Source organism: Flavobacterium sp. KKT103, assembly GCF_055640565.1.
Genome location: NZ_CM145766.1, coordinates 1,283,080 through 1,298,269, shown reverse-complemented (window position 1 = coordinate 1,298,269; position 15,190 = coordinate 1,283,080). Strand labels below are relative to the sequence as shown.

General features: G+C 35.0%; 13 protein-coding genes and 1 tRNA gene. 4 read left to right on the top strand and 10 right to left on the bottom strand.

Annotated features, from left to right (window positions below; translation table 11 throughout):
* Positions 1-18: 18 nt before the first annotated feature.
* Both ACZ2G0_RS05485 and ACZ2G0_RS05480 read right to left on the bottom strand, forming a co-directional pair.
* Entirely contained in the window at positions 19-1,533 is a 1,515-nt protein-coding gene (locus tag ACZ2G0_RS05485) for a peptide MFS transporter (protein ID WP_470309359.1), read from the bottom strand.
* Between the two features lie 92 nt (positions 1,534-1,625).
* Entirely contained in the window at positions 1,626-3,794 is a 2,169-nt protein-coding gene (locus tag ACZ2G0_RS05480) for a S9 family peptidase (protein WP_470309358.1), read from the bottom strand.
* Positions 3,795-3,975: 181 nt separating this feature from the next.
* Between ACZ2G0_RS05480 and ACZ2G0_RS05475 the strand changes: the two genes are divergently transcribed.
* Both ACZ2G0_RS05475 and ACZ2G0_RS05470 read left to right on the top strand, forming a co-directional pair.
* A complete protein-coding gene (locus ACZ2G0_RS05475; protein WP_470309357.1) occupies positions 3,976-5,292 on the top strand; it encodes a hydroxymethylglutaryl-CoA reductase, degradative in 1,317 nt (438 codons plus the stop codon).
* A 147-nt stretch (positions 5,293-5,439) separates the two neighbouring features.
* Positions 5,440-6,360: a GYDIA family GHMP kinase gene (locus ACZ2G0_RS05470; RefSeq protein ID WP_470309356.1), complete on the top strand. Its 921-nt coding sequence runs from the start codon at positions 5,440-5,442 to the stop codon at positions 6,358-6,360.
* Positions 6,361-6,430: 70 nt separating this feature from the next.
* Here ACZ2G0_RS05470 and ACZ2G0_RS05465 read toward each other — a convergent pair whose 3' ends face one another.
* From ACZ2G0_RS05465 to ACZ2G0_RS05430, 8 genes are all read right to left on the bottom strand, one after another.
* Positions 6,431-6,976 (bottom strand): hypothetical protein, encoded by a 546-nt coding sequence (locus ACZ2G0_RS05465; protein WP_470309355.1) that lies wholly within the window; start codon positions 6,974-6,976, stop codon positions 6,431-6,433.
* Between the two features lie 14 nt (positions 6,977-6,990).
* On the bottom strand, positions 6,991-7,593 hold the full coding sequence (locus ACZ2G0_RS05460; protein WP_470309354.1) for a hypothetical protein: 603 nt from the start codon (positions 7,591-7,593) through the stop codon (positions 6,991-6,993).
* A gap of 311 nt (positions 7,594-7,904) precedes the next feature.
* Entirely contained in the window at positions 7,905-10,004 is a 2,100-nt protein-coding gene (locus ACZ2G0_RS05455; RefSeq protein WP_470309353.1) for a peptidylprolyl isomerase, read from the bottom strand.
* A gap of 107 nt (positions 10,005-10,111) precedes the next feature.
* Positions 10,112-11,371: a hemolysin family protein gene (locus ACZ2G0_RS05450; protein ID WP_470309352.1), complete on the bottom strand. Its 1,260-nt coding sequence runs from the start codon at positions 11,369-11,371 to the stop codon at positions 10,112-10,114.
* A gap of 3 nt (positions 11,372-11,374) precedes the next feature.
* Entirely contained in the window at positions 11,375-11,569 is a 195-nt protein-coding gene (locus tag ACZ2G0_RS05445) for a hypothetical protein (RefSeq protein ID WP_470309351.1), read from the bottom strand.
* A 19-nt stretch (positions 11,570-11,588) separates the two neighbouring features.
* A complete protein-coding gene (gene lptC, locus ACZ2G0_RS05440) occupies positions 11,589-12,143 on the bottom strand; it encodes an LPS export ABC transporter periplasmic protein LptC (RefSeq protein ID WP_470309350.1) in 555 nt (184 codons plus the stop codon).
* A 51-nt stretch (positions 12,144-12,194) separates the two neighbouring features.
* Positions 12,195-13,445 (bottom strand): hypothetical protein, encoded by a 1,251-nt coding sequence (locus tag ACZ2G0_RS05435; protein WP_470309349.1) that lies wholly within the window; start codon positions 13,443-13,445, stop codon positions 12,195-12,197.
* Positions 13,438-14,172 (bottom strand): type III pantothenate kinase, encoded by a 735-nt coding sequence (locus ACZ2G0_RS05430; RefSeq protein ID WP_470309347.1) that lies wholly within the window; start codon positions 14,170-14,172, stop codon positions 13,438-13,440. Before ACZ2G0_RS05430 ends, ACZ2G0_RS05435 begins: the two co-directional genes overlap by 8 nt.
* Before the next feature lie 99 nt (positions 14,173-14,271).
* On the opposite strand from ACZ2G0_RS05430, the gene ACZ2G0_RS05425 reads away from it, so the two are divergent.
* Both ACZ2G0_RS05425 and ACZ2G0_RS05420 read left to right on the top strand, forming a co-directional pair.
* Positions 14,272-14,347 (top strand) — tRNA-Phe (locus ACZ2G0_RS05425).
* 407 nt (positions 14,348-14,754) lie between these two features.
* Positions 14,755-15,174 (top strand): IS1/IS1595 family N-terminal zinc-binding domain-containing protein, encoded by a 420-nt coding sequence (locus ACZ2G0_RS05420; protein ID WP_470309346.1) that lies wholly within the window; start codon positions 14,755-14,757, stop codon positions 15,172-15,174.
* Positions 15,175-15,190 lie beyond the last annotated feature (16 nt).

Genomic DNA, 15,190 nt, shown 5'->3' with positions numbered 1-15,190 from the left:
ATAATTTAAATTTATTTTTTATTTCTCGTTGTCTTCTGCACCGTGTGTCAACCTTTGAAGTGGCTTCAAAAGTAATAAAAACACGCCACCAATCAACAAGGTAAAAATTAATATCCCTAAGAAAACAGTATATTCTCCTAAACTACTAGCAGATTCTCCAATAATACCTGCTACTTTATTCCCCAATCCTGTTGCTGCAAAATAAACTCCCATCATTAATGAAGCATATTTTACGGGAGCTAACTTAGTTATAAAAGACAATGCTACTGGCGAAATACAAAGCTCTCCAATCGTGTGAAATAAATAGGCTAGCACTAACCAAATCATACTTGAAGTCCCCGATTTTTCGAATTGCATAGCCGCAAAAACCATGAATAAAAACCCAAAGCCCATAATGATGATACCAATTGCCATTTTGAAAATAGACGATGCTTCTTTACTTTTTAATTTACGTGTTGCCCAATATCCAGCTACCACGGTAGCTAAAAGTATGATAAAACCAGCATTTAGACTTTGGAACATTACTGTCGGAATTTCGAAACCTAGTAACATTCTATCCGTTTTAGTATCGGTATATAAATTCATTAATCCTCCCGCTTGTTCATAAGCACCCCAGAAAATAATTACCATGATAAATGATAATAACAATACCAAAAAACGATCTTTATCTTGTTGGGTCGAAAGCTCCTTATAAATCATCATCATTAACCCAATGATTACTGTTAGAAACAAAAATAACAATCCGTAACCCCATCCTAAACTGTACCATCCAAACAATGATAAAACTAAAAACAGTCCGGTAATCATTAATTGATTTGTCGATTTCATTAAATCACCAAAAAGCTGTCCGTATGAACTTTGTTCTTTGTCATTTACATCTTGCTTCACAAAATTCCCAACATGCACTAAGTATTTTTGTCCCCATAAGTACACAATCAAACCTAAAACCATTGCAATACCTGCTAGTCCAAAACCAGCATGCCATCCCCATTGTGCTACTACAAAACCAATTACCATTGTAGCCAAAAGAGACCCAGTGTTTATACCAATGTAAAAAATACTAAATCCTTTATCCCTACGAATATCCCCTTGACCATACAAACCACCTACCATGGTAGAAATATTAGGTTTTAGCAGTCCCACTCCTAGCACTACTAGTCCTAATCCGGTGTAAAATGCCCAAGTTTGGGTCAACACTAGTACGCCATGTCCAACACAGAGAACAATAGCACCCACTAAAACCGCCTTTTTTTGCCCTATTATTTTATCCGCAATCATACCTCCTGGTATCGACATCAAATAAACCAACATGGTATACCATCCATAAAGCGCTAAGGCTTCTTGACTTGTCCAACCTAATCCTGCACCTCTTGGATCATCTCCTAGTGTTGAGCTTGTAATATATAAGACTAACAGTGCTCGCATTCCATAATAGGAAAATCGTTCCCACATCTCTGTTAAGAACAAAATATACAATCCTGTTGGATGCCCAAAAAGAGTGGAATTATTAGGAGCTACAGCGGTTTTCGACATAATATTAAATTTGGTTAGTTTGAATTTAGTTTTGTTTAAAAAATAAGAAAAGCCATAGCGTAAAACACTATGGCTATAAGGGTGTGTTTTTATTAAAGATTGTCTTTAATAAAGTTTGTCATTTTAGTGTACAGCTGAATCCTGGTCATTCCTCCATAAATTCCATGATTTTTATCTGGATAAATTTGTGAGTCAAATTGTTTGTTAGCCTGAATTAAGGCTTCCATCATTTGCATTGAATTTTGAACATGCACGTTGTCATCTCCACTTCCGTGAATTAAAAGGTATTTCCCTTTCAGCTTATCGACATGATTAATTGGTGAGTTTTGGTCGTATCCGTTTGCATTTTCTTGTGGCGTTTGCATGTAACGCTCGGTGTAAATGCTATCGTAAAATCTCCAATTCGTCACTGGCGCAACGGCGATAGCCATTTTGAACACATCATTCCCTTTCAAGATGCAATTAGAAGCCATAAAACCTCCAAAAGACCATCCAAAAATTCCAATTCTGCTTTTATCAACATAAGGATAATTTCCAATAACTTTAGCAGCATCAATTTGATCCTCTACCTCGTATTTCCCTAATTCTAATTGCGTTACTTTTTTGAAATCAGCTCCTTTGTATCCCGTTCCACGACCGTCAACACAAGCAACGATGTACCCTTGTTGCGTTAACATCATAAACCAATAGTCATTAGAGCTAGACCATGCATTCATTACTTGTTGTGATCCTGGACCTGAGTATTGAAACATAAATACAGGATATTTTTTCGAAGGATCAAAATCTTTAGGCTTAATAATCCAAGCATTCAATTCATTTCCTTTTTCTGTTTTAAGAACAAAAAACTCCTTTGAAGGCAAGTCAAATGCTTTTAACTTAGTTGTTAACGCTGCATTATCTTGAATAACCTGCAATTGCTTTCCGTCTTTTGCTGCATTTAGAGTATACAATGTTGGTTGGGTAGCACTTGAAAAAGTAGTGATAAAATATTGGAAGTTAGGACTAAAAGCAGCTCCGTTCGTTCCTGTTTTCGTAGAAAGTCCTTTTTTGTTTTTCCCGTCTAAGCCAATACTATAAATAGCTCTATTAATTGAACCATTTTCGGTAGATTGATAAAAAACAGTTTTAGATTTTTCATCAAACCCATAGTATGAAGTAACTTCCCAATTGCCTTTGGTTACTTGATTTTTAAGTTTCCCTGATTTGTCATATAAGTAAATATGATTAAAACCATCTTTCTCACTGGTCCAAATAAAACTGTTGTCCTTTAAAAAAGTAAGGTTGTCAGTAACATCAACGTAGGCTTTGTCCTTTTCATTTAAAACTACTGTAGCTTTTCCTGAATTTCCATCAATAAAAAGCAAATCTAAATTATCTTGATGGCGGTTCAATACCTGAGCCGAAAGTACGTTAGCATCCTTCGTCCATTGCATTCTTGCAATATAAAAATCATTGTATTTCCCTAAGTCAACTTTTTTTGTTGCATTCGTGTTGATGTCGACTAAATGTAAAGAGACCACGGCATTTTTTTCTCCTGCTTTTGGATACTTAAAAGTCTCTACCGTTGGATAAAGATTTTTTTGAAACATCGACATAGAGAACTCTGGAACTTCACTTTCGTCAAAACGAATGTAAGCTAACTTCTTACTATCAGCACTCCAATCAAAAGCCTTCACAAAAGCGAATTCTTCTTCATATACCCAATCAGTAATACCATTTATAACAGCATTTTTCTTTCCGTCAGTAGTGATTTGCGTTGTTTTTTTAGTTCCTAAATCATATACAAACAAGTTGTTTTCTCTGGCATACGCAATTTTACTTCCATCAGGAGAAAAAGTAGGCTCTTGAATTTGAAAATCAAACAGTTTCGTTAACTGCTTCGAACCTATCTCATACAAATAGTAATCGGCAGTAAATGAGTGGCGAAAAATTTGATTGGAATTAGTAGCCAAAAGCATTTTCTTTTCACTAGCGTCAAAAGTATATCCGTCTATAGATGGTAATCCTTTATGGTCTTTTGTATCAATTAATGTAGCTGATTTTTTTAAAGTAGCAAAATCATATAAATCAATTTGCATACTTCTAGAAGCACGATCATAATTAAGTACCGTATATTGATTGGAGTTTTTCAAGGATTGCAATTCATCCATTCCTTGTGCACGAAAGGTGCCATTATAAATTTGTTCTACAGTAATTTTTTGCTGTGCAAAAATACTGACACATAAAAATAAAAATAAGACCGAAAAATGTTTTGACTTCATATTATTGTTTGATATGTAAAAAGTAGCCCAATTTTAGTGAAAATTTTACAATTATCTAACATTTGTTATGTTAAAAATTAAAATGAGCAACTTTAAAATCACTTTAATCTACTTGGTTTATTGCAAAAGAAAACACCTAAAAATGTATCTTTGCAACTAATTATACTATAATCTATTGACAATGAATAACGCCGTTGCAGGATTTTCAAAATTATCTAAAGAAGAAAAAATAAATTGGATTGCTAAGGAATACTTTTCCACACCCGATGAAGCGATACAGTTATTAAAAAACTATTGGAATTCAGACGAGAAAATCCAAAAACTACACGATGAATTTATCGAAAATACGATTACCAACTTCTATATTCCGCTTGGAGTGGCTCCTAATTTCCTCATAAACGGAAAATACAGCACCATTCCTATGGCAATTGAAGAAAGCTCTGTGGTTGCTGCCGCTTCAAAGTCGGCTAAATTTTGGTCTACCCGAGGTGGTTTCAAAGCAACGGTTCTCAACACCGAAAAAATAGGTCAGGTTCACTTTATGTACCATGGCGACCCTTCGAAATTGGCCTTGTTTTTTGTGGAAACGAAACAAAAATTCTTCACCGATACCGAGAGCATTACTAAAAACATGCAAAAAAGAGGTGGTGGAATCTTAGATATAACACTAGAGGACAAGACTAATTTACTTCCTAATTACTATCAACTGCATGCTACTTTTGAGACTAAAGACAGCATGGGAGCTAATTTTATCAACTCTTGCCTAGAACAATTTGCCAAGACTTTAAAGGATGAAGCTCTAAACTACGGACTCTTTTCAGAAACCGAGAAAGAGATTCAAGTTATCATGAGCATCCTCTCTAATTATGTACCTAATTGCATCGTTCGTGCCGAAGTTACTTGCCCAATTGAAGATCTTAAAGAAAAACACATTGACAATCCTCTTGACTTTGCCCATCGCTTTGTGCAAGCGGTTCAAATTGCCGAAGTAGAACCTTTTAGAGCCGTGACACACAATAAAGGCATCATGAATGGTATCGATGCGGTGGTTTTAGCTACCGGAAATGACTTTCGAGCAGTCGAAGCAGGAATCCACGCTTATGCCGCCCGATCAGGCCAATACAGCAGTTTATCCCATGCCAAAATAGAAAACGGAAACTTCCACTTTTGGATGGAAATACCCTTAGCTTTAGGAACCGTAGGCGGACTAACTTCTCTGCATCCTTTGGTTAAATTGTCACTAGAAATGCTTGAAAAACCGTCAGCACAGGAACTCATGCAGTTTGTTGCCGTTGCTGGTTTAGCTCAAAATTTTGCCGCTTTACGTTCCTTGACGACAACTGGAATTCAAGACGGCCACATGAAAATGCACTTAAACAATATACTAAACCAGTTCAACGCTACCGATGTGGAGCGCACAGCCATTAGGAATCACTTTAAAGACCAAGCCGTGTCGCACAGTGCGGTGGTGGACTTAATCGAGAACTTAAGAAAATAAAGCAATAACTACGTTGTTTTTCAGGAGCTAATCCCGCTATCCGCTCCAATCTTTTAAGACCTTGTTGTTTTACAACAACAAGGTCTTAAAAGGATTTCCACTACTATCGGGGCTAAAAAAACTGCTTCAAAACCAAATAAAGCGATAATGAAACAAACCTTCTACAGTAACGGAAAACTATTAATCACCGGTGAATATCTTGTACTTGATGGCGCAAAAGCATTCGCGTTACCAACTAAATTTGGGCAAAGTTTACAAATAGAACCGGGCTCCAATAACGAAATCCAATGGATTAGTTATGACAGTGATGAAAACATATGGTTTGAAGCAACAATTCCGTTTTCAGACATCAAAAAACCAATAGTAGCAACCATCGAAACGGTTCAATCAACCCTAATTACCATTTTACACCACGCGTATACGCTCAATCCAGCTTTCCTAAACAACAGTAAAGGTTTTAAAGTAGCCACCAAGCTTAGCTTTCCACGAAAATGGGGATTAGGCACCTCGTCTACTCTGATCAATAATATTGCACAGTGGACACAAGTTAATGCCTTTACGCTACTTAACACTAGCTTTGGCGGAAGCGGTTATGATATTGCTTGTGCACAAAACAACACGCCTATTCTTTACCAGTTAGAAAACAACCAACCCACCGTTACAGCGATTCCCTTTGCACCTGATTTTACTAAAAACATTTACTTTGTATACCTCAATAAAAAACAAAGTAGTAAAACGGCTATCAATACGTACCAGACCAACAAAACAACTGAACTACCTAAAAAAGTGACCGCTATAGATCAAATAACCGCCGAATTTTTACAAGCCACAACGCTGGAACAATTCGCCACAGCAATCGAAAAGCATGAGGCTACCATGAGCTATACACTAGAAACGGATACCGTTAAAGAAAGCTTATTTTCGGATTTTGATGGCGCAATAAAAAGCCTTGGCGCTTGGGGAGGCGACTTTGTAATGGCTGTATCTCAAGAAGATCCAACAGCGTATTTTAAAAGCAAGGGTTATGAAATTATACTGCCGTACGATGAAATGATTTTAAGGAACTAAAAAGCGTAAAAAACTCCCAAATATTCCTATTTGAATAGTTGGGAGTTTAAAATAAAGAATTGCAGCTTTTTTAAAATGAATATCCTATTCTTACATGTAAGTCAGCGGCTGTTTCCCACTCTTTTAAAACAGTATAGTATCGTTTACCAATGCCTAAACCCAATTCATAATTAAAGGAACTATTTGCAATTGCTCTTCTAATACCCCATTTAGGAATTACTGAAATTTGCTCAGCCACACTAAGATCATTACTATTACCTATTACAAACCAATCGGGATGGTACTCTATTCCTATGGCTAAAAAATTAGCACTGTTGTTTTTACTCTCTTTACCATTAACTTCTCTTTGAATGATATTGTAGTACCATCTAGGTTCGACTGCTAAAACTGGTGCTAAACCAAAGAGCGTTTTCCCTACCAAATCACCTCCACGAATACCTCCATCAAATCCTAATTCTGATCTTACAACAACCTCTTTTGAGATCCGAGCCTCTTGATTAAACCAAATCCCAAGAAAACCAGTTTGAATAGTATAAACTGATTTTTCAACACCTGCACTTTGCGCAGTTCCTATTTGACAAATAGCTAGTATTATTAGCGTAAAAAAACATTTCATTTTCATTTCTTATATTATTTGATTGTAATTGATTTTTTCATGAGTTCATTTATCATCCTTTTATAGGCTCCAAGAATTAAGGCATCATTTGATTTCGCAAAATGAATATCATCATTATCATTTCCTCTAGCCACAAAACCAATAATTCTTTGCGAATAAATGATGTCACTAGTGTTAAGATCATAAACTTCTAACATCACCTCACTTTCATTGACTCCTCCAGTATTAAAGCGATGACTAGATAAATTAACACTACCCAATTGCTTCTTAGTGTTCTGTGCTTTAATATTTATAAAATAATCAAAACCAGTTCCCTTTTTTAACTCATTAATCACCAATGGGGTGGGATTCATGTTGGTTTTTTTAGGGAGCAGCAAGCCAATCCCGTCTGCCACGTAGACAAACCTTTCGTTTAAAACTTTTGAAAAGTCCGAAATTGCCATTGTAGTAATCTTATTTTGAGTACCTGCTGTTGCATCAACAAAATTGAGTAACCATTTTCCTTTTGTGAAATCTAATCCCGTATTTAGTCCCGTATTGTCTACCATGTAACGTGGAACACTGCACGAACTAAATACTAGGGGAATTAAAAGAAAGAGCATTTTTAAATATTTCATACTTATACGGTTCTGAAAGACATTGAATTTGTTTTAACACTGATAATTATCTTGCTTATAAAAAACAATCATTTTTATGCTGAATACTTTATAAAACGAGTATTGATTACATACAGTTGTACTGAAACACAATAAACAAAAGATTTTCTAGTCTAAACTCCTCTAAATCCATCAATTCTTAACAGTGCTAAAATTACATAAAATAATTTTACAAAGAATATTTCTTACAAGAATTAATATCATTTAAAAGCATAAAAAAACTCGATACTAGGTATCGAGTTTTTTTGTGAATAATAATTAACTAGGTATTCTTAGTAGTTAAATTGTCTTCTATTGTCTTCAATTTTAGCTTTATCTTTTAATGCAGGTAAAACTCTGTTAACATCACCAGCTGTTTGACCTTTCAGTTTTCCAACATAAGGACTTATGTCTTTAACAGCAGGAGCTTTAGTAGTACTGATATTTTTTACTACATACACACCCGTTGCTCCTTCGATTGGCGCTGATAATTTGTTAGCAGCTAATGCAAATGCATTTCCTACTACTCTAGGCTCCATACCTACACCACCAGCTAAAACTGGATTAGCAAGAGTAACATCAGTTGCTTGTTCTACTTTTGATCCGGTAGCAGTAGCAATCGCTTCTAAAGAAGAACCTGTCATCTTAGCTTTGATTAATTCTGCTTTCTTTTTATTTTTAAGAATTGGCTCTACATATGATCTTGCTTGAGAAACAGCAACCAATCCTGAATTGTCAATACTTTTAACTCTTGCAATTACGTGACCTACATTAGCCACTTCAAATCTTTTAACAGCTCCAATTTTAGAATTATCTTCAAAAGCCCATCTTACAATCGTTCTTTGGTTTCCTAAAGGTCCAAAGTTTTCTTGCATTACTCCCACTGTTACTGGTCCAGAAACAGTTAGCTTCATTTCTTTTGCTAAAGCATTGAAATCTTTATCTACTGCTTCCATTTCAAACTTAGTCGCTTGTGTAAATACTCTATCAGCAGTCGCTTCTGAAGCTTCTAATTTTTGAGCCACAGTAGCTAAACGAATTCCGTCTTGCTTATCTGTAATCTTTATAATGTGGTAACCAAAGTCTGTTTCAACTAAACCAACTTTTCCAATTCCATTATTGAAAACAAAATCATTAAACGGTTTTACCATTTGGTTTGGACCAAAATAACCTAAATCACCACCTTGTTGTGCAGATGAATCATCAGAATTTTGGAAAGCTAACATTAAGAAACTATCTGGATTAGCATTTACTTGCGCTAAGATAGATTCTGCTTTTGCTTTAGCTTCTTCTTTAGTTCTACTTTCTTTTTGGTTTGGAACTTTTGTTCCTTCGTAACTAATTAAGATATGACTTGCTTTAGCATTCACTCCTAATTTTTTACCCATTGATTTAGAAATACAGTAGTAGTTTCCAAAAATGTAAGGACCATATACTTGACCTGGAGCTAAGTTATACAATTGCTCAGCATCAACAGCTGGTAAATCTTTTTTAGCTACATAACTAGAATCGTAAGGTACATCAGAATTTGAATTCACAAATTCAGCTACATTCTTAGCGGTTCTAAATCCAGCTAAAGTATCATTTTTACCAGTTGCTTGGTTGTAAACCACACTTCCAGTCAACAACTGATTAATTTTAGATTTTACCTCAGCCTCATCTTCTTTTGAAGCTTTGTCTTCGATTAAAACATATTCTACTTCACGAGTTTCATCTGTTTTAAATTTTTTCTCGTTTTTCTTCATGTAATCCAAGATCTCAGCATCTGAAACCTTAACATCACTATCTTTTATTGTAGAGTACAATCCAGCAACATAAGCAAAACTCACTTTGTTAGCTTCCATTTCATACTGTAATTTACCTTCTGCTTCAGTAGTGTAAAGCGCCGATTTTACTAACGTATTGTATATTTGATACTTTGCGTTAAGCTCAGCATCTTTCTCTCTGTCTTTCAAGAATTGCGCTTGCGCTGGATTTGACTTGAAAAATTCTTTGAATTTTGCAATATCAAACATCCCTGCAGAATTTAAAAACATTGGGTTTTTTCCAATATTTTGATCTGCTTTAAGCACTTCAAGAATATGTTTCTCACCAACTCTCAAACCTAGTTTTTCAAATTCAGAACTTAATAGAGCAATCGAAACCTCTTGATCCCAAACTCTAGTCGCTGCTGCGGTAGACGTGATACCTTGACCACTTTTTTCAACTTCACTTACTTTAATTCTAAAATCCTCAAAGGAGATATCTTTCCCATTGATGCTTCCTACATCCTTAGATGTGCTATTGAAACTACCACTTTTGAACAAATCACCAATGATAAATGCGAATAAAGCAAATGCGATTACTGCAATCATTAAAGCGGAACGTTGTCTAATTTTTGATAAAACTGCCATTTTTATTGTTGTTAATTTTATATTCAGTTTGCGAAAATACAATTATCTAATTAATAATTATACTCGTAGCGTTTTATTTTGCAAAAAAAAACTTTTTCGAAAAAAAATCAGTCTTTCACAGTCATTTTAACCAATTCAATCTTCTTATTTGTGGCTTCTTCGATAACAAAATGATAGGTTCCGATGGTAATAACCTCCCCTTTCAACGGAATATCTTTTGTGAAATCCACTATAAATCCTCCTAAAGTACCATAGGAATCACTTTCAGGTATTTGTAATTTATACGATTGGTTTAAATACTCTACATCAAATCGAGCCGAAAACAGATAAGTGTCGTCGCCCAATTCTTCCTCAATCAAGGTCTCACTAGAATCGTGTTCATCCTCAATTTCTCCAAAAAGCTCTTCGACAATATCTTCAACGGTAATAATACCTGACGTACCACCATACTCATCGATTACCACTGCTACACTTTTTCTTTTTTTAGTAAGTAAATCAAGAACGTCTTTTATGTATATGGTCTCAGGAACAAACTCCACCGGAATAACTACTGACTTGATGTTTTTAGGTTTTTTAAACAAATCAAAGGAATGCACATAGCCTATGATATCATCTAGCGAGTTTTCATATACCACTATTTTAGAATAGCCCGTTCGCACAAACAAGTCCTTCAATTCATCAACTGTATCGAACAAATCAATTGCTACGATCTCCGTGCGGGGTGACATAATATCCCTAGCCTTCACACCTGAGAACTCCAAGGCATTTTGAAACATTTGAATTTCAGAATCCACCTCTTCATTATCCTCCACAGTACTCATTTGCTCGGTTATGTAATTCCCTAACTCTACTTTGCTAAAAAAAAGTTGTGTTTGGTCTCCCGCTGTTCCGAAAAATTTTCTCAAAATAAAATCCGAAACCCAAATAAAAAAAGAAGAAATAAAATAAAAGAAAACATAAAAAAAATAGGCAGGAATAGCAAAAAACTTAATCAAGGAGTTGGCATAAATTTGAAAAAAAACCTTGGGTAAAAACTCCGCTGTCAATAAAACAATTAAAGTTGACAAAACCGTTTGCACCAGCAAATTCAGTAATTCAGAAAAATGAAAACCACACCTCTCTATCAATACCATAAGCAAGTCACCCATGAAAAAACCGTAGACAACAAGCGCAATATTGTTACCAATAAGCATGGCAGCAATAAATTTAGAAGGCTTTTCAGTAAGTTTGGTCAGTATCTTAGAAATAAATCCGTCTTGCTTTTTTTCTATTTCCAGATAAATTTTATTGGAAGAGATAAATGCTATTTCCATTCCAGAAAAAAAAGCACTTAGTATTAAACACAATATTATAATACTAATTTCCATAGATTAGGATTTGTTATTTCTGTTATGCAGTTTATTGGCAAAATTTCTCCTAAAGAAAAACATGAATACACAAACTGCGGCAAAAGCAATGCTTAAGTAAGGAGTTGCAGCAGGATCGCTCCATTTGCTGATGGCATCATATATAAAAGCGATGGCCACAATTAGGTATAAAAAAGGGGTATATTTTAAATAACTCATAATAAGTGTAATTTGATATTTATTCTGACGATTCAATTTCGCCCATAATTCGTTGCGAATTGATCACTTTAAAATCTTTGCTAAAATCAATTCCTTGACCGTTAGATGTTCCTTTAAGGTCTGTAAATTTAAACTTTTTCTCGGTATAAAACCATTCGTTTTTTTGGTCAAAATACAGTTGTTCTGTTTCTAGCTTCTGGCCATTTTCGGCAACAATTTTCACATTCCCTTGAAGATCAATAATTCCAGTTCCTTTATAAGAGACTGCATAATTAGAAGTTACTCTTGTTTTTTTTCCTTTGTCATCGTACAAAGTAACATCAACACCTTTAGGGAATTCTGTGAAAGGAAAGTCGACAGTAGCAAAATCCAACATTTTAGGACTTACCAAAACAACTTTAATCAATCCTGAATCGGTATATTTTAGATTAACCTTGTCCGCATCACCGCTAGGAGTAAACTCTGTAAAGTTTATTTTTTGAACCTCCTTAAAATTACTTTCGCACCCAAAAAAGAGAGTCACGGCAAGAGCCATGACTATCTGAACTGTTTTATGTTTATTAAATGAAATCATAGGTCAAAAATGACAAATTAAGTGCAATAACTAACCATCCCTGTTTTTTTATTACTGGAATTTTCTTTTTTCAAACCATCGGTCATTTAAAGATAATCCAACGCTAAAATTAGCATAATTCTCTTGAATTAAACCTGCAGAAGTTGTTCCTCTTTTTCCCATTTCAAAACCGAAGTTCACATTAGAGAATGTACCATTGATTGGCAAACCTAATCCTAATGTAAAGCCTATATCATTGATTGATTCTGAGTTCACGATAAGACCCGTTTTATCGTATTTCAAACCCGCTCTGTACACAATACGCTTTGCATAGCTGGTGAAAGAATTGTAATTAGGTACATAATACCCACCTAAACTATACTTCATAGACTTCTCATATGAAACAGCAGCAGACTGGTTGTATGTATTTACTAAATCACCTACACTTCCTAAAACTGCTTGAGCACCTATCATCCATTTACGTGACTCTCCAAAACCCGCTCCAACGGAAAGTTTACTTGGTAATTTTAATATCTTTTTGTCGGTTATTTGATCTTCGGAATCTACAGTAGTGAAGTTAAAATTGGCGTTGTAATTAACCGCAGAAATACTACTTGTATTATTAGATGTTAAGTTACCCTCCATTTTATAGCTTACACTACTAAAAAAACTAATTTTCTTACTGATTTTAGTTTGGAACATCGCTCCGATCGAATAGTCTACTCCTGACAAGTTAGCTGTACTTAGTTCTCTTGTCCCAACAGGCACATCGGTTACGAAAACCAATCCCGAAGTTTCTATTTTACCAAAATTGTAATGTACATCGGCTCCAAAACTAAACTTAGGAGATATTTTGTAGGCAGCTCCTAAAAAGGCTTTGTTAAGTCCACCATTTCCATCGTATCGACTATTGATTCCCCCATCGGCACTATTCAATGACTGGATTTGATAACCTACAGAAGAGTACGGAATCAATCCAAAACCTACTCCTAATTTCCCCATTGGTAAACCAACAGCTAAATAGTCAATTGCAGTACGCCTAGCGTTTTCAGTAACACTAGCGTTTTTCATTTTGGTAGTCAAATAAGAACCACCAACAGCAAAAGTGGTTAATTTTAGATTGGCATAACTAGCCGGGTTATCCATATTTATATGTATACTGTCTTGTTCAACAGCTATACCTGCCATAGAGCGTATTTCGGCAGTTCCTTTATATCTTACGTCACCAATACCATAATACGAATACGGCGAAGCAGTCCCTTGCTGAGCAAATGAAACTACTGACAAAAGCAAGCAAACAGCGATACTAATTTTTTTAATCATTGTCGATTTTATATTGAAATGTTTGGCTCAAGCTCTCTAAAAGAAAATTTGAATTGGCAAATATGGTATTTTTTAATCGTTTAGCCAAAAATTCTGTGTCGCCACCCGTTAAAATTATTATAAATTTTGAAGCCAACGTCCTATATTCATCTATAAAACCATCGATTTCATAGACCAAACCATTAATTACTCCGGAATGAATTGACCCCGCAGTGGACCTCCCTATTAAATCAGCAGATGCGGCAATCGTCAATAACGGTAGCTTGGCGGTAAAAGCATGGAGCGACTCATAGCGTAAGCGCAAACCAGGAGCTATGGCACCGCCTAAATAATTATCATTTGCATCAATAAAATCGTAGGTAACACAGGTTCCCGCATCAATAACGAGTCGATTACAATTAGGATATTGAATCACAGCTCCAGCTGCCAGTACCATTCGATCAATTCCTAAGGTCTTAGGCGTTTCATATAAATTACGAAACGGAAAAAGGTCATCGTGGGAAACAAAATGTATTTTCACCTCCTTTTCAAATTGCAAAAAGGATTGTTTTTCTAAAACACCAACGGAAGCGACCACCAGATGACCTACTTTTTGATATTTTTTTAAAATATTTAAAATATTTTTTTCCAAATCTGCCGGATCAAAAACAAAATATTCCACAGCGGTAGCGCCCTCAAATACAGCACCTTTAATTCTCGTATTTCCAACATCAATAGTTAAAATCATAAATCGTTTTTTGATTCGGCGAAGATACGAATCAATTTTTTTTAAAAAATGTTTTGCACAAACTAAAAAAGGTTATATATTTGCACCCGCAACAAGCACGGTACCTTAGCTCAGATGGTAGAGCAATGGACTGAAAATCCATGTGTCCCTGGTTCGATCCCTGGAGGTACCACCAAAACCCACTAAGCAATTAGTGGGTTTTTTGTTTTACATAAGATTTAATTCTACCCAAAAATCTAAATCTAAAACATCGGAAAAACCGGAATTCTCACTATCTCCCAAATTCACGGTTTTTTATTTTCAACACCTCTTTAAAAAACAATCAAGAAAATCTTTTAAGCCGAACCACGTTAAGTAACTTGTGTACTTATTTAACATAGCAAATGCTTGAGTATACCCCAAACGGGTACTTTGAGAATTGGAGCAACTAAAAAATCCAGCACGGATTAAAACGGTGTATTTTGATGATATGGCACCAATAATACCCAAAAAATAAAAGGTTCGTACTTTTTTACACTTAATAATGTGATATTCTTTATATAAATAATGCTAATTTACTATATTTATGCAAAATTTATATACATGGAGATTTTAGCCTGCCCAAAATGCCAACGAAATCAAATCATAAAAAGTGGTATCATCAACCACAAGCAAAGGTATTTATGTAAAAAATGTAACTATTTTTTCACGGTTAATAAAATTGGAAAAAAGATAGATGATTACTACGTAACCAAAGCACTTCAGCTCTATTTAGAAGGCTTAAGTTTTCGTGAAATCGAGCGCATCATTGGCGTTTCACATGTTACGGTAAGCAATTGGGTGAAATCTTTTAATATAAAAAAGCCTTCCCAATCAAACTACCATCCTACCTACAAGATAGTTAGTCATTTAGAGCTAATTGAGTACTTAAAAAACAAAGATTTATTATCCGGAGCTGGTATGATTATAACAGAACTAGGTGATAAATTTATGCTAATTAAATGGGAACGCTTTAAAGATTAACTATACCCTTTACAAA

Bases quoted from the DNA above. Each gene is read 5' to 3' on its own strand.
- ACZ2G0_RS05485 (WP_470309359.1), bottom strand. From the start codon at position 1,533: ATGTCGAAAACCGCTGTAGCTCCTAATAATTCCACTCTTTTTGGGCAT.
- ACZ2G0_RS05480 (WP_470309358.1), bottom strand. From the start codon at position 3,794: ATGAAGTCAAAACATTTTTCGGTCTTATTTTTATTTTTATGTGTCAGT.
- ACZ2G0_RS05475 (WP_470309357.1), top strand. From the start codon at position 3,976: ATGAATAACGCCGTTGCAGGATTTTCAAAATTATCTAAAGAAGAAAAA.
- ACZ2G0_RS05470 (WP_470309356.1), top strand. From the start codon at position 5,440: ATGAAACAAACCTTCTACAGTAACGGAAAACTATTAATCACCGGTGAA.
- ACZ2G0_RS05465 (WP_470309355.1), bottom strand. From the start codon at position 6,976: ATGAAATGTTTTTTTACGCTAATAATACTAGCTATTTGTCAAATAGGA.
- ACZ2G0_RS05460 (WP_470309354.1), bottom strand. From the start codon at position 7,593: ATGAAATATTTAAAAATGCTCTTTCTTTTAATTCCCCTAGTATTTAGT.
- ACZ2G0_RS05455 (WP_470309353.1), bottom strand. From the start codon at position 10,004: ATGGCAGTTTTATCAAAAATTAGACAACGTTCCGCTTTAATGATTGCA.
- ACZ2G0_RS05450 (WP_470309352.1), bottom strand. From the start codon at position 11,371: ATGGAAATTAGTATTATAATATTGTGTTTAATACTAAGTGCTTTTTTT.
- ACZ2G0_RS05445 (WP_470309351.1), bottom strand. From the start codon at position 11,569: ATGAGTTATTTAAAATATACCCCTTTTTTATACCTAATTGTGGCCATC.
- lptC (WP_470309350.1), bottom strand. From the start codon at position 12,143: ATGATTTCATTTAATAAACATAAAACAGTTCAGATAGTCATGGCTCTT.
- ACZ2G0_RS05435 (WP_470309349.1), bottom strand. From the start codon at position 13,445: ATGATTAAAAAAATTAGTATCGCTGTTTGCTTGCTTTTGTCAGTAGTT.
- ACZ2G0_RS05430 (WP_470309347.1), bottom strand. From the start codon at position 14,172: ATGATTTTAACTATTGATGTTGGAAATACGAGAATTAAAGGTGCTGTA.
- ACZ2G0_RS05420 (WP_470309346.1), top strand. From the start codon at position 14,755: ATGGAGATTTTAGCCTGCCCAAAATGCCAACGAAATCAAATCATAAAA.